The 19753-nt window shown below is 67.6% G+C and carries 17 protein-coding genes; 9 read left to right on the top strand and 8 right to left on the bottom strand.

Going from position 1 to position 19753, the window contains the following annotated elements:
* Positions 1–23 precede the first annotated feature (23 nt).
* The 4 genes from AKI39_RS23805 to AKI39_RS23790 form a co-directional block, all read right to left on the bottom strand.
* A complete protein-coding gene (locus AKI39_RS23805) occupies positions 24–1040 on the bottom strand; it encodes a branched-chain amino acid ABC transporter permease (protein ID WP_066641568.1) in 1017 nt (338 codons plus the stop codon).
* Positions 1037–1900, bottom strand: coding sequence for a branched-chain amino acid ABC transporter permease (locus AKI39_RS23800; RefSeq protein ID WP_066641567.1), 864 nt, complete (start codon positions 1898–1900; stop codon positions 1037–1039). Before AKI39_RS23800 ends, AKI39_RS23805 begins: the two co-directional genes overlap by 4 nt.
* 102 nt (positions 1901–2002) lie before the next feature.
* Positions 2003–3217, bottom strand: a complete 1215-nt coding sequence (locus AKI39_RS23795; protein ID WP_066641566.1) for a CaiB/BaiF CoA transferase family protein — start codon at positions 3215–3217, stop codon at positions 2003–2005.
* Between the two features lie 38 nt (positions 3218–3255).
* Positions 3256–4131, bottom strand: coding sequence for an HpcH/HpaI aldolase/citrate lyase family protein (locus AKI39_RS23790; protein WP_066641564.1), 876 nt, complete (start codon positions 4129–4131; stop codon positions 3256–3258).
* A gap of 182 nt (positions 4132–4313) precedes the next feature.
* On the opposite strand from AKI39_RS23790, the gene AKI39_RS23785 reads away from it, so the two are divergent.
* Positions 4314–5102 (top strand): GntR family transcriptional regulator, encoded by a 789-nt coding sequence (locus AKI39_RS23785; protein WP_066641563.1) that lies wholly within the window; start codon positions 4314–4316, stop codon positions 5100–5102.
* Positions 5103–5131: 29 nt separating this feature from the next.
* On the opposite strand, the gene AKI39_RS23780 is transcribed toward AKI39_RS23785, so the two are convergent.
* Entirely contained in the window at positions 5132–6085 is a 954-nt protein-coding gene (locus AKI39_RS23780; protein ID WP_066641561.1) for a hydroxymethylglutaryl-CoA lyase, read from the bottom strand.
* Between the two features lie 12 nt (positions 6086–6097).
* On the bottom strand, positions 6098–7381 hold the full coding sequence (locus AKI39_RS23775) for a CaiB/BaiF CoA transferase family protein (protein ID WP_066641559.1): 1284 nt from the start codon (positions 7379–7381) through the stop codon (positions 6098–6100).
* A gap of 221 nt (positions 7382–7602) precedes the next feature.
* Between AKI39_RS23775 and AKI39_RS23770 the strand changes: the two genes are divergently transcribed.
* From AKI39_RS23770 to AKI39_RS23735, 8 genes are all read left to right on the top strand, one after another.
* Entirely contained in the window at positions 7603–8868 is a 1266-nt protein-coding gene (locus tag AKI39_RS23770) for a putative Na+/H+ antiporter (RefSeq protein WP_066641557.1), read from the top strand.
* Between the two features lie 249 nt (positions 8869–9117).
* Complete coding sequence (locus AKI39_RS23765) at positions 9118–9456, top strand: FmdB family zinc ribbon protein (protein WP_066641555.1); 339 nt, start codon at positions 9118–9120, stop codon at positions 9454–9456.
* A gap of 16 nt (positions 9457–9472) precedes the next feature.
* On the top strand, positions 9473–10135 hold the full coding sequence (locus tag AKI39_RS23760; protein WP_066643685.1) for a DUF502 domain-containing protein: 663 nt from the start codon (positions 9473–9475) through the stop codon (positions 10133–10135).
* Positions 10136–10227: 92 nt separating this feature from the next.
* Positions 10228–12015, top strand: coding sequence for an aspartate--tRNA ligase (gene aspS / locus AKI39_RS23755; protein WP_066641553.1), 1788 nt, complete (start codon positions 10228–10230; stop codon positions 12013–12015).
* A 20-nt stretch (positions 12016–12035) separates the two neighbouring features.
* On the top strand, positions 12036–12896 hold the full coding sequence (locus tag AKI39_RS23750) for an endonuclease/exonuclease/phosphatase family protein (RefSeq protein WP_066641551.1): 861 nt from the start codon (positions 12036–12038) through the stop codon (positions 12894–12896).
* Positions 12893–14110, top strand: a complete 1218-nt coding sequence (gene clsB / locus AKI39_RS23745) for a cardiolipin synthase ClsB (protein WP_066641549.1) — start codon at positions 12893–12895, stop codon at positions 14108–14110. Before AKI39_RS23750 ends, clsB begins: the two co-directional genes overlap by 4 nt.
* 376 nt (positions 14111–14486) lie before the next feature.
* Positions 14487–16841: a 3-hydroxyacyl-CoA dehydrogenase/enoyl-CoA hydratase family protein gene (locus AKI39_RS23740; RefSeq protein WP_066643683.1), complete on the top strand. Its 2355-nt coding sequence runs from the start codon at positions 14487–14489 to the stop codon at positions 16839–16841.
* 40 nt (positions 16842–16881) lie between these two features.
* The gene (locus tag AKI39_RS23735; protein WP_066641547.1) at positions 16882–18081 is read left to right on the top strand and encodes an acetyl-CoA C-acyltransferase; all 1200 of its coding nucleotides are present in this window, start codon (positions 16882–16884) and stop codon (positions 18079–18081) included.
* 28 nt (positions 18082–18109) lie between these two features.
* Here the strand turns inward: AKI39_RS23735 and AKI39_RS23730 are convergent, their stop codons facing one another.
* Both AKI39_RS23730 and AKI39_RS23725 read right to left on the bottom strand, forming a co-directional pair.
* A complete protein-coding gene (locus AKI39_RS23730) occupies positions 18110–18991 on the bottom strand; it encodes a DMT family transporter (RefSeq protein ID WP_066641545.1) in 882 nt (293 codons plus the stop codon).
* Positions 18992–19097: 106 nt separating this feature from the next.
* On the bottom strand, positions 19098–19667 hold the full coding sequence (locus AKI39_RS23725; RefSeq protein WP_066641543.1) for an SRPBCC family protein: 570 nt from the start codon (positions 19665–19667) through the stop codon (positions 19098–19100).
* Positions 19668–19753 lie beyond the last annotated feature (86 nt).

Raw genomic sequence — 19753 nt, 5'->3', positions numbered from 1 at the left:
GCTCCTTCCAGCGTTAACAGGCCCTAGCCCAGTCCCTTGCGCGGCATGCGCGTCGGATCGACGATGGCCTTGCGCGCCGGCCGGCTGGCGGCGGCGCCGCGCCGGTCCGCCAGCCGGCGCAGGTGGCCGCGGGCCGCGGGCACCCAGGACCAGGCACGCCGCTGCGCGAAATTGACGATGCCGCGCGGCATGAACAGCACCGCGATCAGGATGATGACGCCCACCAGGGAAAGGTAGATCTCCGGCAGGCGCGCCCACAGCACCTCGTTGACCACCGACAGTGCCAGCGCGCCGACCAGCGGGCCCAGCACGGTACCCATGCCGCCCAGCAGCACCATGGCGATGACCGTCAGTTCGGTCATGGGGGCGAAGGCGGTGGTGGGGTCGATGAAGCCCAGGTAGCAGGCGTACAGGCTGCCCAGCGCGCCCGGCATGAAGGCCGACGCGATAAAGGTGCCGACCTTCAGCCGCGTGGTGCGCACGCCCAGGGCCGCCGCGGCGGTTTCGTCCTCGCGGATGGACAGCAGCTGCAGGCCCAGCCGGGAGTTGTCCAGGCGCCAGGTGGCGGCCAGCAGGATCAGCAGCACGGCGCCCGCCGCGTAGTACACCAGGTCCAGGTCCACGGCGGTCATGTACAGCCCCGTACCGCCCTGCGTGATGCTGTCCAGCCCCAGTGCCAGCGATTCGCACACGCGGGCGATGCCGAACATGCCGATGGCGAAGAACGGCCCCTTCAAGCGCAGCATGATGGCGCCCAGCAGCGCCGCGCACAGCGATGCGAACAGCGCCGCCAGCAGGGTGGCCCACGGCCAGGCGATGTCGTGGCCGATGGCGATGGCGCCGACATACGCGCCCAGGCCGAAGAAGGTCACCTGGCCGAAGTGCGTGTAGCCGGCATAGCCGCCGATCAGGTTCCAGGAATACGCCAGACCCATGAAGATGAAGGTCTGCACCAGGAAGGACATGGCGTACGAGCCGGCGTAGAACGGCGCGCTCGCGGCCGCCAGCAGGACGACGGCAAGCAGCAGGGCGGATTTCATGCGCGCGCCCCCATGCCGAAGATGCCGCGCGGGCGGAAGATCAGCACCACCAGCATCGCCAGGAACACGGTGGCCGCACCCAGCACCTGCCCGTACAGGTAGCCCGCGAAGACTTCCAGCACGCCCATCATCAGCGCGGCCAGCATGGCTCCGGGGTAGCTGCCCATGCCGCCGACGATGATGACGGCGAAGGCCTTGATGCCGAAGCGCGCGCCCAGCTGGGCATCGGAGGCAAAGGTAGGTGCCAGCAGCACGCCCGCCAGGCCGGCCATGGCCGCGCCCAGGGCGAAGGTCACGTTGCGCACCTGGTTGATGGAGATGCCCGATATCACCGCCAGTTCCGGCGCCTGCGATACGGAACGGATGGCCTTGCCATAGCGCGTGGCCTGCAGGAACCACCATACGCCCAGCGTCGCGGCCATCGCCACCAGGAAGGACACCAGCCGCGAAAGCGGGATGTCCATGCCGGCGATGCGGACCGAACCGCCCAATACCGTCGGCAGGCCGCGATAGCCACCGCCCCAGATCAGGATGGAGATGTTGACGATGATGGTGGACAGGGCGAAGGTGGCCAGCAGCGACATGATCATCGGGCCGTCGGCGATGCGGCGGATCACGATCCATTGCATGGCCAGCCCCAGCGCGGCCGTCAGCAGCGGCACCAGCACCAGCGCGGCGGCGTAGGGCAGGTGCATGCCCGCCACCAGCGAGACCGTGGTCAAGGCGCCGACCGCCAGCAGGTCGCCATGGGCGAAATTGATGACCCGCATGACGCCGAACACCAGGTTCAGGCCGCAGGCCATCAGGGCGTACAGCCCGCCCAGCAGGATGCCGGCCACGAACAATTCGATGAAAGGCACGATGACGTCTCCTCCATTGCGCCGCTGGCCGTGGCGCTTATTCGGTGTCGACCGGTGCCGGCGGGCCGCCCCGCGCGCCCCGCCGTCCGTATCGATGGACCGTCAGATCACGCCGGCGCGCATCAGCGCTTCGATGCGTTCGGTCGACAGGCCCAGCCGGTTGCGGTACACCTCGTCGTTATGCTCGCCTAGCGCAGGCCCCAGGCGGTCGATGCCGCCCGGGGTGTCGGTCAGCCGCGGCACGACATTGGGTACCGCGTATTCGCCCACGCGCTCGTCCTTGAAGTGGACGATGTTGTCGCGCGCCGCGTACTGCGGGTCCTCGAAGATTTCGTCGATGGCGTAGACCGGACCGCAGGGCACCTGGTGTTCCTCGCAGCGCCGCAGCACCTCGTCGCGCGTGTACTGCGCGCTCCAGGCGCCGACGTAGTCGTCCACCTGCGCGCGTTCGGCCTCGCGCTGCGTGATGGTCCCCCACTTGCCGGTCCCGCCGAATTCCGGCACGCCCATGGCCTGGGCCAGGCGTTCGAAGATCTTGTCGCTGGTGCAGGCGATCGCCACCCAGCGGCCGTCCTTGGTGGGATAGTGGCTGTGCGGCACCACGTTGACCGTGCCCGGCCCCATGCGCTGGCGCACATAACCCTTCATCTTGTAGGCCGGCGCCAGTTCGTCCAGGATGCGGAAGATCGGCTCGTACAGCCCGATGTCCACCACCTGGCCGCGGCCGGTCTTGGCCAGCGATTGCAGCGCGAGCAGCACGCCCAGCGCGCCGTACAGGCCGGCCATGTAGTCCGGGATCGTGGCCGATCCGGGCGTCACGGGCGGCCGGTCGGGGTAGCCCGCCAGGAAGGACAGCCCGCCGAAGGCATTGCCGATGCGGCCGAAGCCCGGCCGTCCGCTGTAGGGGCCGGTCTGCCCGTAGCCCGATATCCGCACCATGATCAGGCGTGGATTGACTTCCTTCAGTACGTCCCACCCCAGGTTCCATTTTTCCAGGGTGCCGGGCTGGAAGTTTTCCACCAGTACGTCGGCGTCCTTGATCAGTGCCTTCAGCAGTTCGGCGCCTTCCGGCTTGCGCAAGTCCAGCGTGGCGGATTTCTTGTTGCGGCACTCGGACAGCCAGGGCAACGAATCCCCGCAGGGCGTGATGCTGCCGAAGCGCCGCAGCGCGTCGCCGACGCCGGGCAATTCCAGCTTGATGACGTCCGCGCCGAATTCCGCCAATTGGGTCGAGCAGAAGGGACCGGCCAGAAAACTCGATACATCGATCACCTTCAGGTGATCGAGGGGCCGGACGGCGGCCGCGGCGTTGTCCATGGGTGTCTCCTCCCTGATGTGCGGGCATCCGCTCCGCGTTATGGTCGTTCCGGTTGTGTCTTTGCCGCCAATGCCATCACGCGCTGCGCGGCGTAGACGATGGGGTAGTCGATGAACTGCCCATCCAGCTGTATCGCCGAAGAGCCCTGCGCTTCGGCCTGCGCGAACGCCTCCAGCACGCGCTGCGCGCGGGCGATCTGCGCCGCGGTGGGCGAGAAGGCGTCGTTCACGACCGGGACCTGGTCGGGGTGGATGCACAGCTTTCCTTGGAAACCCAGCTCGCGCGCCTTGCGCGCCGAGGCCGCGCAGCCGTCCGGGTCTTGCAGGTTCACCCACACGGTATCCAGGGGCGCTTCGATGCCTGCCGCGCGCGAATGCAGCACCACCTGCGCGCGATAGGCGTTCAGTTCTTCCTCGTCGCGCGTCCACGTCAGGTCCAGGTCCAGCGTGAAATCGCCCGCGCCGAAGGCCGCGCGCTTGACCCGCGGCGAGGCCGCCAGGATGCGCGGCAGGGCGGCCAGGCCGCGCGCGGTCTCGATGATGGGAATGAGATCGACGCTGCCGTCCGGCATGCCGTGTTCACGCTCCATCTGGCGGATCAGCCAATCCGCGGTGTGCAGGTCGCTGGGCGATTCCACCTTGGGCAGCACCACGCCATCCAGGCCGGGCCGCACGGTCTCGGTCAGGTCGCCATACGCGAATTCGGTGGAAAGCGGATTGACGCGCACGTATCCCAGGCAGCGGCGCGGCCGCGCCATGGCTTCGCCGACCTTGGCCCGGCTGGCCACTTTTTCCGAGATCGCGCAGGCGTCTTCCAGGTCCAGGATGACCGCATCGGCCGCCAGCGTGAGGGCCTTTTCCACCCGGCGCGGATGGTTGGCGGGCGCGAACAGGAACGATCTGAATACCGTCATGCAAATTCCCTTCGGTGCGGGCGGGGAACCGCAACGGAGTCCGGGTGCAGGTGCAAGGCCGGTATCCGCGTCTCCATCCTGTGCCGCATCGTTTGTCGTTAATGTGCGTTTGTACGTACAATACGAGCCGGTCTGGCGCCTGTCAACACGGGGCGTTTACCATCCACCTTTTTGCCGATCCGATGCACTCCACACCTTCTTCCGCGGATGCCTTTCCCTACACCGGCGCGCTCGCCGGCGGTCGCAATCCGCTGTATGTCGCCCTGGCCAAGACGCTGGCGAGCGACATCCATGGCGGCCGCTATGCGATCGGCAGCACCTTGCCCACCGAGGGCGAACTGGCGCAGCGCTACGGCGTCAGCCGCCATACCGTGAGGCAGGCGCTGCGCGAGCTCAAGGAAGACGGGCTGCTGTGGTCGCGGCCCGGTATCGGCACCAAGGTGCGCGCGCGGCCGGAATCGCCGCGTTTCTTCAGCGGTATCCACAATATCTCCGACCTGCTGCAGTTCGTCGATGCCACCGAAATGCACGTCAAGTCGCGCCGCGAAATCGTCGCCGACGCCGGCTTCGCGGAACTGCTGCACTGCGCGCCGGGCCAGGCCTGGTCGGAAACCAACATCGTGCGCAAGGTGCCCGGCGGCGCCACGCCGCTGTGCTATCTGCAAGCCTATCTGCGTCCCGAGTATGCGGGCGCCATCGGGCGGGCGCGCGTCATCAAGCGTCCCATCTATTCGCTGGTGGAGGAACGGTACGGCGTGCGCATCGTGGAAGTCCTGCAGGAAATCACCGCCGCGCAATTGACGCCGGAAATGGCGCACGCCCTGAGGGCCGAGGCCGGCCAGGCCGCCCTGCGCATCTCGCGGTCCTACCTGGACAAGCAGGGCGTCATCGTCGAAGTCGGCATCGGCCATTATCCCAGCGGCCGCTATACCCAGAGCACGCGGTTCCGCGCGCACAGCGCGGAGGAGTGAATCGCCACGCGCCGCCAGCCCGCGCACGTTCATTCGGGATGCTCGTGAGGGTGCTCGCGTCCCCACCGCATGACCGCCTCGCGCGTGCTGGCGTGCATGGAATGGCTGCGCGGCGGTATCTCCAGCAGCCGGGCGATGTCCTGCGCCGCCTCCAGCACGGCTTCCGGGTCCAGGCCGGTATCCAGGCCCATCAGCGCCATCATGCGCGCCATGTCCTCGCTCGGGAAGTTCCCCACCGCGCCCAGGGTCTCGGGCATGGCGATGCCGCCGCCGATGCCGCAGATCGCGCCTTCCAGCCATGCCGCGCCGGCGTCCAGGGCCGCCAGCATATTGGCCGTGGCCATGCCGCCCAGGTTGTGCACGTGGAATCCCAGTTCCAGGTCGGGATAGCGGTCGTGCAGGCGCGTGAAAAGCTCGTTCACATGCCGGGGGTCTTCCAGGCCGACGGAGCCGGCCAGGTACATGCGGCGGATGCCCGCGTCGCGAAACCGGCCCACCATCGCCGTCACGCGCTCCTGCGGAATCACGCCTTCATAGGGACACCAGAGGGCCATGCCGATGGCCAGGACGTAGCGCAGGCCCTTCGCGTCGGCGATGCGGAAGGCCTCGGTCGCCTGCGTGCTGGCCTGTTCCGGCGTCATGTTCTGATTTTTCTTCAGGTAGGCCGCGCTGGCGATGGTCAGCCCGACCACCTCGTCCACACGCGCCGCCGCCGCCCGCTCCGCCCCGCGTGCGTTCGGCGCCAGTCCCCGGTAGACCACGCCGGGGCGCCGCGCGATGCGCTCGCACACGGCCTCCGCGTCCCGCAGGTTGGGGATCACGCGCGGATGAACGAAGCCTGTTACCTCGATCACGGGAAAGCCCGCTTGCGACAGGCGGTCCACCATGCGCACCTTGTCTTCCGTCGGCACCCATTTGCGCAAGCTCTGCAGGCCGTCGCGCGGGCCGACTTCCACGATATCGATCTGTTCCGGTAGCCGCATCGCCGCCTCCGCTCACGTCCGCGGGCCGGCGGGCGTGTCCGCGCGATCCGCATCGGCCATGCCGGCCGCACCGGTCGAGCCATCACTATCCTCCAGCAGGATGCCCGCCCGCGCGAGCTCCTCTTCGCCATAGCCCAGGCGTTCCACCAGGATCTCCCGGTTGTGCTGCCCCAGGCGCGGCCCGGCATGGCGGATCGCGCCGGGCGATGCCGACAGCTTGCCCACCACGTCCTGCATGCGCAGTTCGCAGCCCAGTTCATCGTCGTACACGGCGCGGATATTGCCGCGTTCGCGGATATGCGGGTCGGCGAAGATCTGCGCGACGTCATTCACCGGCGACATGGTGCAGCGCCGCTCGGCCGACCGCGCGAGCAGGTCGTCCAGGTCGAAGCGGGCGATCGCCGCCTGCAGCGCCTCGTCCAGCGCCTGCACATGGCGCAGCCGCTGGCGGTTATCGGCAAAGCGCGGGTCATGGACCAGTTCCGGCACCCCCAGCGTATCGCAAATGTTGATGAAGGCCGACTGCGCGCTGCCGCCCACCGTCACCCATTTATCGTCGCGCGTGCGATAGGTATTGCGCGGCGCCGTGAAGGGCAGGCGGCTGCCTTCGCGCCGCTGCACGATGCCCAGCTGGTCGAAATTGATGACGTGCGGCCCGATGAGCGTCAGCAGCGTTTCGTAGATCGCCAGGTCCACGTACTGGCCGCGTCCGCTGCGGCGCTTTTCCGCCAGGGCCACCATGGCCAGGAAGGCCGCCATCAAGCCGGTGGTCGAATCCGCCAGCCCGAACCCCGGCAATAGGGGCGGGCCATCGGGATGGCCGCTGATCTGCGCGTAGCCGGCATAGGCCTCGGCCAGCGTGCCGAAGCCGGGCCGGTCGCGATAAGGCCCGGTCTGCCCGAAGCCCGTGATGCGCAGCATGATCAGGCCGGGATTGATTTCCTTCAGCGTGTCGTAGCCCAGGCCCCATTTCTCCAGCGTCCCGGTGCGGTAGTTCTCGATGACGATGTCCACATCGGCCGCCAGCCGCTTCACCGCGTCCACGCCCAGGGGCGTATGCAGGTCCAGGGTCACGGATTTCTTGTTGCGGTTGATGACCTTGTAGTAAAGGCCGACGCCATCCTTGTTTTCGCCCCAGTAGCGCACTTCGTCGCCCTTGCCCGGACGCTCCACCTTCAGCACGTCCGCGCCGAAGTCCGCCAGGAACATCGCGCTCATCGGGGCGGCCAGGAAGTTGGACAAGTCCAGCACCTTCACGCCCGCCAACGCGCCCGCCATGCCTGCCGAGCCAGCCATGGGTGTCTCCTTTAATGTGCGTTTGTACGTACATTAATGGGCGTTCAACCGTAGGTCAATAGGGCAGTTGGGAAGGGTTTCGCCTGGCCGATTCAACGCTCGATGAGCCTAAGGGCGGCGACAAATTCGGTATAGTCGCCCAACGCCCGCACAAGCAACGCACCGCGACGCCGCCCCTGCCCGCCGCCGTCGCCGACAACATATATAAGGGACCCCACCGCATGCCTACCCCGATCGAACTGATCGCCACCCTGCTGTTCGCCGTCGCCGTCCTGCATACGTTTTCGGTCCCCTTCTTCGCGCGCCTGGCCAATCGCAACGGGCCCCACGCCGGCGTCTGGCACATGCTGGCCGAAGTCGAGGCGGTCTTTGGCGTGTGGGCCTTCGTCCTTATCGTGTGCTTGGCGCTGCTGGGTGGCTCCGGCAAGGCGATCGAATACATGGACACGCGCAATTTCACGGAGCCGCTGTTCGTCTTCGTCATCATGGTCGTGGCGGCCAGCCGGCCCATCCTGGAATTCGTCGACACCGTCGTGCGCGCCATCGCGCGCATCCTGCCCATGCGGGACGAGGTCAGCACCTACCTGGTCGTGCTGTCCCTGGTTCCGCTGGCCGGCTCCTTCATTACCGAGCCGGCCGCCATGACGCTGGCGGCCATCCTGTTGCGCGACGCCTATTTCCGTACCAGCGGCCGCGCCGGCTTCAAATACCTGACCCTGGGCGTGCTCTTCGTCAATGTGTCCATCGGTGGCGTGCTGACTTCCTACGCCGCGCCGCCGGTCCTGATGGTGGCCTCAACCTTCGGCTGGGATGCCGCCCATATGGCGACGCATTTCGGCTGGCGCGCGGCCGTGGCGGTCTTCATCAACGCGGGCGTGCTCACCTTCGTCTGCCGGGACGTCCTGCGCGGCGCCGCCAAGGAAGCGCCTGCCCGCGACAACGGCCGTGCCCCGGTGCCGCTGGTCGTCATCGCCGTGCACCTGGTCTTCCTGGTTGGCGTCGTCCTGAACGCCCACCATCCCGCCATTTTCCTGGGCCTGCTGATGATGTTCATCGGCTTCACGGAAGCCTACAAGCGCCACCAGAACCGCCTGATGATCAAGGAAGGGCTGATGGTGGGCTTCTTCCTGGCCGGCCTGGTCGTGCTGGGCGGCCTGCAGAGGTGGTGGCTGCAGGATCTGCTGGGCGACCTGCCGCCCACCCTGCTGTTCTGGGGCGCGATGGCCCTGACGGCGGTTACGGACAACGCGGCCCTGACCTACCTGGGATCGCTGGTGCAGGGCAGCAGCGAGACCTGGCGCTATATGCTGGTGGCCGGCGCGGTGACCGGCGGCGGCCTTACCGTTATCGCCAACGCGCCCAATCCGGCCGGCTACGCCATCCTGAAGAACCATTTTCCCGACGGCAGCATCGCCGCCGGGCGGCTGTTCGTGTCGGCGCTGCTGCCCACGCTGGTGGCGGCCGGCATGTTCCTCCTGCCGGTGTAGCGGCGCCGGGCGCGACGCGGCGGGGGCGCCGCCGCTGCACGGCGGCCGCCGGCCGTCGCGGCCCGCCGCGCCTGGCCGGCCCAGCCGGCGCGCGGCTCCGCCCGGGGTTAACGGCCCTGAGACAAAAACCCGCTAAAATTCAAGACTTTCCCGTATTTTTGCCGGTCCCGCTCCTGCTGCGTCCCGTTTCTTCCGAAAGGGCGCCCGTGAGCGGGTTCTTTCGTGCCGGCGGGCCTGGGAGTGGACTGAATGCCTATCTACGCTTACAAGTGCAGCAGCTGTGGCCATGCCAAGGATGTGCTGCAAAAAATCTCCGACGCCCCGCTGACGGTATGCCCCGAGTGCGGCGCCAGCACGTTCTCCAAGCAGGTGACCGCGGCTGGTTTCCAGCTGAAGGGCTCCGGCTGGTACGTCACTGATTTCCGCAACAATGGCAGCGGCGGTGGCGCGCCCGCCGGCGCCAAGAGCGAAGCCAAGCCCGACGCCGGGGGCGCCGCCGCCGACGGCGGCGCGGCCAAATCGGGCGACGCCGGGGGGACGACGGCCGCCGCCGCCGCGCCTGCCGCGCCGCCCGCGGCGACTTCCTGATCCAGCCGCCATGGCGATGCGCATCTTCAAGAAGTACTTCATCACCGGCCTCCTGATCTGGGTGCCGCTGGTGATTACCGTCTGGGTGCTGGGCGTGCTGATCGCCACGCTCGAAGGCTTCGTGCCGGGCTTTCTGTCGGCCCAGTCGCTATTCGGGGTGGATATCCCCGGCTTTCGCTTCGTGCTGGTCATCGTGGTCGTGCTGCTCACGGGCGTCTTCGCCGCCAACCTGCTGGGCCGAACCATGCTCGAGCAGTGGGAAAAGCTGCTGGGCCGCATCCCGCTGGTGCGTTCGATCTACAACTCGGTCAAGCAGGTCAGCGACACCGTGCTGGCGCCCAACGGGCAGGCATTCCGCCAGGCGGTGCTGGTGCAGTACCCGCGCCAGGGCTCCTGGACCATCGCCTTCCTGACGGGCACGCCCAGCGGCGAAGTGGCCACGCACCTGCCTGGCGACCACGTCAGCGTCTACGTGCCCACCACGCCCAATCCGACCTCCGGATTCTTCCTGATGATGCCGCGCACCGAAGTCGTCGATCTGCAGATGAGCGTGGACTCCGCCCTGAAATACGTGGTTTCCATGGGGGTGGTGGCACCGCCCCCGCCGGTCCCCGTGGGCCGGCCCACTGAAATACCCACCGCGCCGGGTGTACGCCAGCGCGGAGAGAACGCCCCCTGAAGACAATCCGGGCGGGCATGCGGCCCGCCCTTCGATCCATTATCGTGACGCTCCAAGGCGCCCCAACAAAGTAGAAACGGAGTCATCCCGCAATGCGTACCTGCTACACCGGCCAGGTTTGCCGTGACCACCTCGGTCAGACCGTTACCCTGTACGGCTGGGTAAACCGCCGCCGCGACCACGGCGGGGTCATCTTCATCGACCTGCGCGACCGCGCCGGTCTGGCGCAGATCGTTTTCGACCCCGACAATGCCGCCTTCGCCACCGCCGAGCGCCTGCGCAACGAGTTCTGCATCCGCGTCACCGGCCTGGTGCGCCTGCGTCCCGAAGGCACGGCCAACGCCGAACTGGCCTCCGGCGAAGTGGAAGTGCTGTGCAAGGAAGTGGAAATCCTCAACCCTTCGGTCACGCCGCCCTTCCAGCTGGACGACGACAACCTGTCGGAAACCACGCGCCTGACGCACCGGGTGCTGGACCTGCGCCGGCCGCAGATGCAGCGCAACCTGATGCTGCGCTATCGCGTCTCCATCGAAGTGCGCAAGTTCCTGGATTCCCTGGGCTTCATCGATATCGAAACGCCCATGCTGACCAAGAGCACGCCTGAAGGCGCGCGCGATTACCTGGTGCCGTCGCGCGTGAACGCGGGCCAGTTCTTCGCGCTGCCGCAGTCGCCGCAGCTGTTCAAGCAGATGCTGATGGTCTCGGGCTTCGATCGCTACTACCAGATCACCAAGTGCTTCCGCGACGAAGACCTGCGCGCCGACCGCCAGCCGGAATTCACCCAGATCGATTGCGAGACCTCCTTCCTGAACGAAGTGGAGATACGCGAGATCTTCGAAAGCATGATCCGCCACGTCTTCAAGGTGGTGCAGGACGTCGACCTGCCGCAGCCTTTCCCCAGCATGACCTGGACGGAGGCCATGCGCCGGTACGGCTCGGACAAGCCCGACCTGCGCGTGTCGCTGGAGTTCACCGACATCAGCGACATCATGCGCGACGTCGATTTCAAGGTCTTCGCGGCGGCCGCCGCGGCGCCGGGCAGCCGCGTGGTGGCCCTGCGCGTGCCGGGCGGCGGTGCGCTCTCGCGCAGCGAAATCGACGGCTATACGCAGTTCGTCGGCATCTACGGCGCCAAGGGACTGGCCTGGATCAAGGTCAACGAAGCCGCCAAGGGCCGTGAAGGCCTGCAATCGCCCATCGTCAAGAACATCCACGACGCCGCGCTGGCCGAACTGCTCAAGCGCACGGGTGCCCAGGACGGCGACATCATTTTCTTTGGCGCGGACAAGGAAAAGGTCGTCAACGATTCGATCGGCGCGCTGCGCGTGAAGATCGGCCATAGCGAATTCGGCAAGCAGTCCGGACTGTTCACGCCGGGCTGGCGTCCGCTGTGGGTCATCGACTTCCCGATGTTCGAGTACGACGAGGAGGAAGGCCGCTACACCGCCGCGCACCATCCCTTCACCAGCCCCAAGGACGGCCACGAGGACTTCCTGCAAACCGATCCCATCAAGGCCTACGCCAAGGCCTACGACATGGTGCTGAACGGCTGGGAAATCGGCGGCGGCTCGGTTCGTATCCATCGCGAGGAAGTGCAGAGCAAGGTGTTCCGCGCCCTGAAGATCAACGCGGAAGAAGCGCGGCAGAAGTTCGGCTTCCTGCTGGACGCGCTGCAGTACGGCGCGCCCCCGCACGGCGGCATCGCCTTCGGCCTGGACCGCATCGTCACCATGATGACCGGCGCCGAGTCGATCCGCGACGTGATCGCCTTCCCCAAGACGCAGCGTGCGCAGGATCTACTCACGCAGGCGCCTTCGCCGGTGGACGAAAAGCAGTTGCGCGAACTGCACATCCGCTTGCGCAACGCCGAAGCGAAATGACCTTGCGCTAAGGTCGGGCCATGTCCATCCTGCGCGTCGTCAGCTACAACATCCACAAGGGTCGTTCCGCGCTCGGCGCGCGGGACTCCCTGAAAGAGCTGCGCCTGGGACTGTATGGGCTGCGCCCCGACCTGGTCTTCCTGCAGGAAGTCCAGGGCCGCAACGAAAGCCGCGGCGTGCTGGATGCCCAGCACATGTCGCTGGCGGCGGCCCTGCACATGGACATGTGCTACGGCCGCAACGCCATACGCAACCAGAGCGACCACGGCAACGCGCTGCTGTCGCGCTATCCCATCCTGGAACACGAAAACCAGGACATCTCGGATCACCGCCTGGAACAGCGCGGGCTGCTGCACGCCACGGTGGAAGTCGGCAACCACGAGGTGCATTGCTTCGTGGTGCACCTGGGCCTGTTCGCCGGCAGCCGTACACGGCAGATACAAGCGCTGGTCGATCGCATCGACCGCATGGTGCCGGCGGGCGCGCCCATGGTGATCGCGGGTGACTTCAACGATTGGAACGACAGGCTGGCGCCTTTGTTCGTCCAGCGGCTGGGCGTCTACGAAGTGTTCTCGCACGCGCCCAAGCTGGTCGGCGGCGAAGGCCCGCGCCTGCGCGAAAGCATGCGCCGGCTCAGCAACGTGCTGCGCGGCGTGCCCAACAGCCTGGCCATGCTGGAACGCACCAATCAGCTGACCATGCAGGGCAATTATCGGGACGTGCGACCGCCGCGCACCTTTCCGGCGGTGTTCCCCTGGTTTCGCCTGGATCGCATCTACCAGCGCGGCTTTGGCGTGCGCAGCGCCCGCGTGCTGCGCGGACGTGCCTGGGCCAAGCTGTCGGACCATTCACCCTTGCTGGCGGAGCTCGAATTGCCGTGAGGTCCAGGCCACTGCGATTGCACTGGTCGGAAGGCAACGCGATCCGACTGCTGAAGAATGGCGCGGAATTCTTCCCCGCCCTGTGCGACGCCATCGATGCGGCGCATGCGACGGTGCATCTGGAAACCTATATCTTCACGCTGGACCGCACCGCGCAGCGGGTGTTGGACGCACTGACCCGGGCTTGCGCGCGCGGGGTCAAGGTGCGCGTCGTCATCGACGGCTTCGGCAGCTGGGAATGGGTGGACGAGGTCCGGCGCCGCTTGATCGATGCCGGCGCGCAATGCCGGATCTTCCGCCCGGAGCCCGGCTGGCCGCAACGACTGGTGTTTTCGCGCAGCCGCCTGCGCCGCCTGCATCGCAAGGTCACGGTGGTGGACGGTCGCATCGCGTTCGTGGGCGGCATCAATATCGTCGACGATTACGATGACCTGGACCCGGCCGATGCGATCGACGCCAACCCCCGTTTCGATTTCGCCGTCGAAGTGCGCGGCCCGCTGGTCGCCCATGCCGTCCACGCGCAGGACCTGCTGTGGATACGGCTGAATCCCGTCGTGCTGCGCCGGGGGGAAACCGCCGCGGAGCGTCGGCGCCTGCGCCAACCCTACTTCCAGCCCCTGGGCCGCGCCCCCGGGCATCTGCGCGCCGCGCTGGTGCTGCGCGACAATCTGCGCTGGCGCCAGACCTTCGAACGTGCCTATCTGTACGGCATCAACCGCGCGCAGCGCGAGATCCTGATCGCCAACGCCTATTTCTTTCCGGGCCTGCGCTTTCGCCGCGCGCTCAAGCGCGCCGCCGCCCGCGGCGTGCGCGTGCGGCTGCTCCTGCAAGGCAAGGTCGAATACCGCCTGCAGTACTACGCGACGCGCGTGCTGTACGCCGATCTGCTGAAGGCCGGCATCGAAATCTACGAGTACATGCCCAGCTACCTGCATGCCAAGGTGGCGGTGATCGACGACTTCGCCACGGTGGGATCGTCCAATCTGGATCCCTTCAGCCTGCTGCTGGCGCGCGAGGCCAACGTGGTGGTCGACGACGCCGGCTTCGCGCGTGAATTGCACTGCAAGCTGGAAGAAGAGATCGCCCGCGGCGGGCGCCTGGTGCACACCGCGGACCACCGGAAACGCAGCCTGCTGCGGCGCCTGGCCGACAATACCGCCTATACCCTGCTGCGCCTGGGTGTCGCCTTGACGGGACAGGCGGCGCGGTACTGAGCGGGCGGCGCGTGTCGCGCTCAACCGGGCCTGCGCGGGCCGCGGCCGCGGCAGCGCGGTCGCAAGGGGTCGGCCCAGGATGCGCGTTTTCCCCTACCGGTCCGGAATCCGCGATCGCGCCGAGCCGGCGCGCAATCCGGGCTCCCGCCGCTTCTGGCGCGCCAGGGGATTTGTCGGCGGCCGGCATATCCCAGACAATCGTGGAACAGGACCGGCCCGAATCGCTCGCGGGGACGGCATAAAACGTTTGCAGGAGACATTGTCGATGAACATGCCCGGCGCAACTTTCCCCGGATTCAGCCCGGCTTCCGGCCCGGCCGCGCGCGGCGGTGTCCCGGCGCGTATTGGCCGCGTCGCCGTCCTGGGCGCCGGCGTCATGGGCGCACAGATCGCTGCCCACTGCGTGAACGCCGGTATCCCGGCCGTGCTTTTCGATCTGCCCGTGGACGGCCCCGACCGCAGCGCTACCGCGCGCAAGGCGATCGAAGGGCTGGCGCGCCTGAATCCCGCCCCCTTGGCCGCGCCCGAACTGGCGGCGCACATCCAGCCCGCCAACTACGAGGAGCACCTGGCCCTGCTGGCGGGCTGCGACCTGGTCCTGGAGGCCATTGCGGAACGCCTGGACTGGAAACAGGACCTGTACCAGCGGATCGGCGCCGCGCTGGCGCCGCACGCGATATTGGCAACCAATACGTCGGGCCTGTCCATCGATGCATTGGCGGCTTCATTGCCCGAAGCCGTGCGCGCCCGCTTCTGCGGGGTGCACTTCTTCAATCCCCCGCGCTACATGCCGCTGGTCGAGCTGATCCCGGCCGCGCATACCGACGCGGCGTTGCTGGACCGCCTGGAAACCTTCCTGGTGTCCGACATGGGCAAGCGCGTGGTGCGCGCCAAGGACACGCCCAATTTCATCGGCAACCGCATCGGCGTCTTCGGCATCCTGGCCGCGATGCTGGAAGCGGAGCGCCACGGCTTGCCGTATGACGTGGTCGACGAATTGACGGGCGCGCGGCTGGGACGCGCCAAATCGGGCACCTTCCGGACGGCCGACGTGGTGGGCCTGGACACGCTGGCCCATGTCATCCGCACCATGCAGACCGGACTGCCGGACGACCCGTTCCGCGCCGCCTTCGACATGCCGCCCGTGCTGGCGGCGCTGCTGGAACAGGGCGCCCTGGGCCAGAAGACCGGCGCGGGTTTCTATCGCAAGGAAGGCAAGACCATCCTGCGCCTGGATCCGCCCACGCGCCAATACGTACCCGTCGACGCCCGCCTGGACGAAGCCACCGCCGCCGCCCTGGCCGAACGCGATACGGCGCGCCGGCTGCGCGCCTTGCGCGATGCCACCGAGCCGCAGGGCCGCTTCCTCTGGGCCCTGCTGCGCGACACCTTCCACTATGCCGCGGTCCATCTCGCCGAGATTGCCCATACCGCGCGCGACGTCGATTTCGCCATGCGCTGGGGCTTCGGGCACGCGAAAGGGCCTTTCGAAATCTGGCAGGCGGCAGGCTGGGCCACGGTCGCGCAGTGGATACAGGAAGACATCGAGCACGGCAGGGCGCTGTCGCCCACGCCGCTTCCCGATTGGGTCCTGGAGGGCCCGGTACCGGAGCACGGCGGTGTCCATACGGCCGCCGGGTCCTGGAATCCGGGCGCCGGCGAGTTCCAGCCCCGGCGCGAGCTGCCTGTTTACCGTCGCCAGCTGGCGCCCCCGCGGCTGGTCGGTGAATCGCGCGCGGCGCCGGGCCGCACGGTGTACGAGGACGCGGCCATCTGCCTGTGGACCCTGGCGGAAAGCGGCCGCGACGATATCCTGATCGCCTCGTTCAAGACCAAGATGCACACGATCAGCCCCGCCGTGACGCAGGGCCTGCTCCAAGCGGTCGACCTGGCGGAAGAACGCTACCGCGGCCTGGTGGTGTGGCAGACCGGACAGCCGTTTTCCGCGGGCGCGGATCTGCAGGCCATGCTGCCCGCCTTCATGCAGGGCGGCCCGGCCGCCATCGAACCGCTGGAACGCGACCTGCAACGCGTCGCCCAGCGCTTTCGCGCCGCGCTGGTGCCCACCGTCGTTGCGCTGTCCGGCCTGGCACTGGGCGGCGGCTGCGAAATCGCCGTCCATGCGTCCGCCCGCGTCGCCCACCTGGAAACCTATATCGGCCTGGTCGAGGTCGGCGTGGGCCTGGTCCCCGGTGCCGGGGGCCTGGCCTATTGCGCGCGCCGCGCCGCCGAACAACGGGCCGCCTCCGCGCCGGACATGCCCCTGCTGCCTTTCCTGCAGAAATTCGCCGAAGCCATCGCCACCGCCAAGGTCTCGCGCTCGGCCCTGGAAGCGCGCCAGACGGGCTACCTGCGGCAAAGCGACCCCATCGTCATGCACGAGGACGAACTGCTTTATGTCGCCGTGCGCCATGCGGGCGCGTTGGCCGATGCCGGCTGGCGGCCGCCCCTGGCCGCGCCTTTCCCCGTGGCGGGCGCGGACGGCGCGGCCACCTTGACGGCGCAACTGGTCAACCTGCGCGACGGCGGCTTCATGTCGGAGTACGACTACGAGCTTGGCCGCACCGTGGCGCACGTGATCTGCGGCGGCGACGTGGACCCCGGCACGCTGGTGGACGAGGAATGGATGCTGGCACTGGAGCGGCGCGCGTTCGTGCGCCTGCTGGGCAACCCCAAGACGCATGAGCGGATCATGGGGATGCTGAAGACGGGAAAGCCGGTGCGGAATTGACCGGCCGCCCGGCCACGCGTGCGGCACAAGGAGACACATGATGAGCCGAACTTTGCAAGACGCCTACATCGTCGCGGCCACCCGGTCGCCGGTCGGCAAGGCCCCCAAGGGCGCGTTGCGCCACACGCGGCCGGACGACCTGCTGGCGGACATCCTGCGTGCCGCGCTGGCCCAGGCTCCCACGTTGGATCCCGCGGCCATCGAAGACGCCATCATCGGCTGCGCACGGCCCGAAGGCGCGCAGGGGCTGAATGTCGGGCGCATCGCGGTCCTGCTCGCTGGCCTGCCGGACCGCGTGCCGGGCATCACCATCAACCGCTTCTGCGCATCCGGGCTCAGCGCCATCGCCATGGCCGCGGACCGCATCCGCGTGGGCGAGGCCGACCTCATCATCGCCGGCGGCACGGAATCACTCAGCCAAGTGCCCATGATGGGCCACGCGCCGTCGTTTTCGCCGCGCATCTTCGCCCGCGATGAGGACGTCGGCATCGCCTATGGAATGGGGCTGACGGCCGAACGTGTGGCGGCGCAGTGGAAGATCGGCCGCGACGCGCAGGATGCCTTCGCCCTGCAATCGCACCAGCGCGCCATCGCGGCCCAGGACGCGGACGAGTTCAACGACGAAATCACCCCGGTGGCCGTGGTCGACCGGCAGGCGAACCTGCAATCGAGAGAGGTCGACCTCGTGCGGCGCGAGTTCGCCCGCGACGAGGGGCCGCGCCGCGACACGTCGCTGCAGGCGCTGGCGCGTCTGAAGCCTGTCTTCGCGGCGCGCGGCAGCGTCACGGCGGGCAATAGCTCGCAGACCTCGGACGGCGCCGGCGCGCTCATCCTGGCGTCTGAACGCGCCGTGCGCGATCACGGCCTGACGCCGCTGGCTCGCTTCGTTTCCTTCGCGGTGCGCGGGGTGGCGCCCGAGCTCATGGGCATCGGGCCGAAGGAGGCCATCCCCACAGCACTGCGGCAGGCCGGATTGAATCTGCAGGATATGGACTGGATTGAATTGAACGAAGCCTTCGCCGCGCAGTCGCTGGCGGTGATCGGCGACCTGGGATTGGATCCTCACAAAGTCAACCCGCTAGGCGGAGCGATCGCACTGGGTCATCCGCTGGGTGCGACCGGCGCCATCCGGGCCGCGACGGTGGTGCACGGCCTGCGCCGCCGGCAACAGAAATATGGGATGGTGACGATGTGCGTGGGAACGGGGATGGGCGCGGCGGGGATATTCGAGCGGGTGTGAGGCGAAGCGGCCCGCGCTTCGCGGGGTGTCAGGCGTTGATGGCCTTCGGACGCCGGACCAACCCCAGCGATAGCGCGGTGCCGAGCAGAATAATGGCGGCGCCGACCAATATCGTGCCGGTGATTTCCTCGTTCAGGAGCAGCATGCCCCATAGCATCCCGAACACAGGGACCAGAAAGGTCACGCTGACAGCGGCCGTGGGCCCCACGCTGGCGATCAGGCGGAAGAACATCACATACGCTATTGCGGTGCAGACCAAGGCCAAGGTAATCGTCGCGGCCCAGGCCTGCATCGATACCGGCGCGGACGGCCAGCTCCAGACAGCGAAGGGCATCAGCAGTAATGACGCGCTGATCATGCTGCCCGTGGCGCCACCCAGCGCATCCACACCCGCCAGATACCGCTTGGTGCTGTTCGCGGCGATGCCGTAGCAGAGCGGGGCCAGCAGCGCGGCGACCACCGCCAGGCCGGTCCCGCCATCGCTGAAGTCGAATTTGTCCCAGACCAGCACAATGATCCCGAAGAATCCGATGGCCAGTCCCAGTACCCGCATGGCGGGGAGCCGATCGCGCAGCCATAGCCAGCCGATGGCGGCTCCCCACATTGGGGTCACGGCATTCGATACGGACAGGAACCCCGCGCCCAGCGCCTGGGCGGCGTAGCCGTACATCAAGAAGGGGAGGGCTGCATTGAAGGCACCAACGAGCAGGACGGGCCTCCAATGCCGCAGCACGACCGCCACGCCGCCGCGCCACAGCAGGACCCCCAGCAAGGTCAGGGCCGCGAACCCGACGCGCAGTTCCATCAATGGCGCCGGGCCGAGTTCCGGCACGGCGATGCGCATGAAGAGGAAGGAGCCGCCCCAGACGGCGGCCAACACCAGCAAGTCTGTCAGGTCACGGATGCGCATGGATGGACGCGGGTATGCCAGGAAAGGACACGAGCATACACCGGGGTAGCCAGCTGGCACTCTGGTTCTTGCGGGGTTGGCCAGGGCGCGCGTGGCCCCCTGTCCGTCAGGTGAAGAATGTGTGATAACCCACGAAGGCCAGGATCAGCACGGTGACGACCGCCCATGACCATCGGGAATTCCGCAGGCCATGCGGTTCGGGCGGTGGCGGCGGAGGCGGGGGCGCGAGATGCGGCTGCGCCGCCATATGGTCGATAAAGGCCGCGAAGAATTTCTGGACGATCTTTTCCCCGGCCTTCAGCAGCGTGCCTTCGCCGAATTCCGCCAGTTTGCCGCCGGCCATCGCCGCCAGCGTATACGAGAGCCGGGTCCCCTCGTCCTTCGGCGTCAGGTTGACCTGGGCCGTCCCGATCGCCAATCCCGCCGCGTTGCCCTTGCCTTCGAATACCAGGGTACAGCCATGAGGCGGATTGACGTCCGACAGCAGGACCTCACCTTCGTAATCGGCGCCCAGGCCGGCAACCTTGGCCCGGACGGTGAACGCATACTCCGTCGGCGACTTGCACTGCACGTCCACGCAGCCCGGGATGCACTTGCGCAGGACCGCGCAGTCGGTCAGCGCTTCCCAGGTCTGGTGCTGAGTCGAAGGAATCCATTGAGCATCGGAAATGCGCATGGCTGTCTCCTTTATCTGGCCTTCTTGCAACTTATTCTGGACCTGATTGATGCGAAAGGCTACAGGGCAGGATGGGCAGTCGGTAC

The sequence above is a fragment of the Bordetella sp. H567 genome, from assembly GCF_001704295.1.
In the GTDB taxonomy this organism is placed as follows: Bacteria; Pseudomonadota; Gammaproteobacteria; order Burkholderiales; family Burkholderiaceae_B; genus Bordetella_C.
Note: the sequence above shows the minus strand (reverse complement) of the source record. Positions and strands in the feature narration are given on the sequence as shown.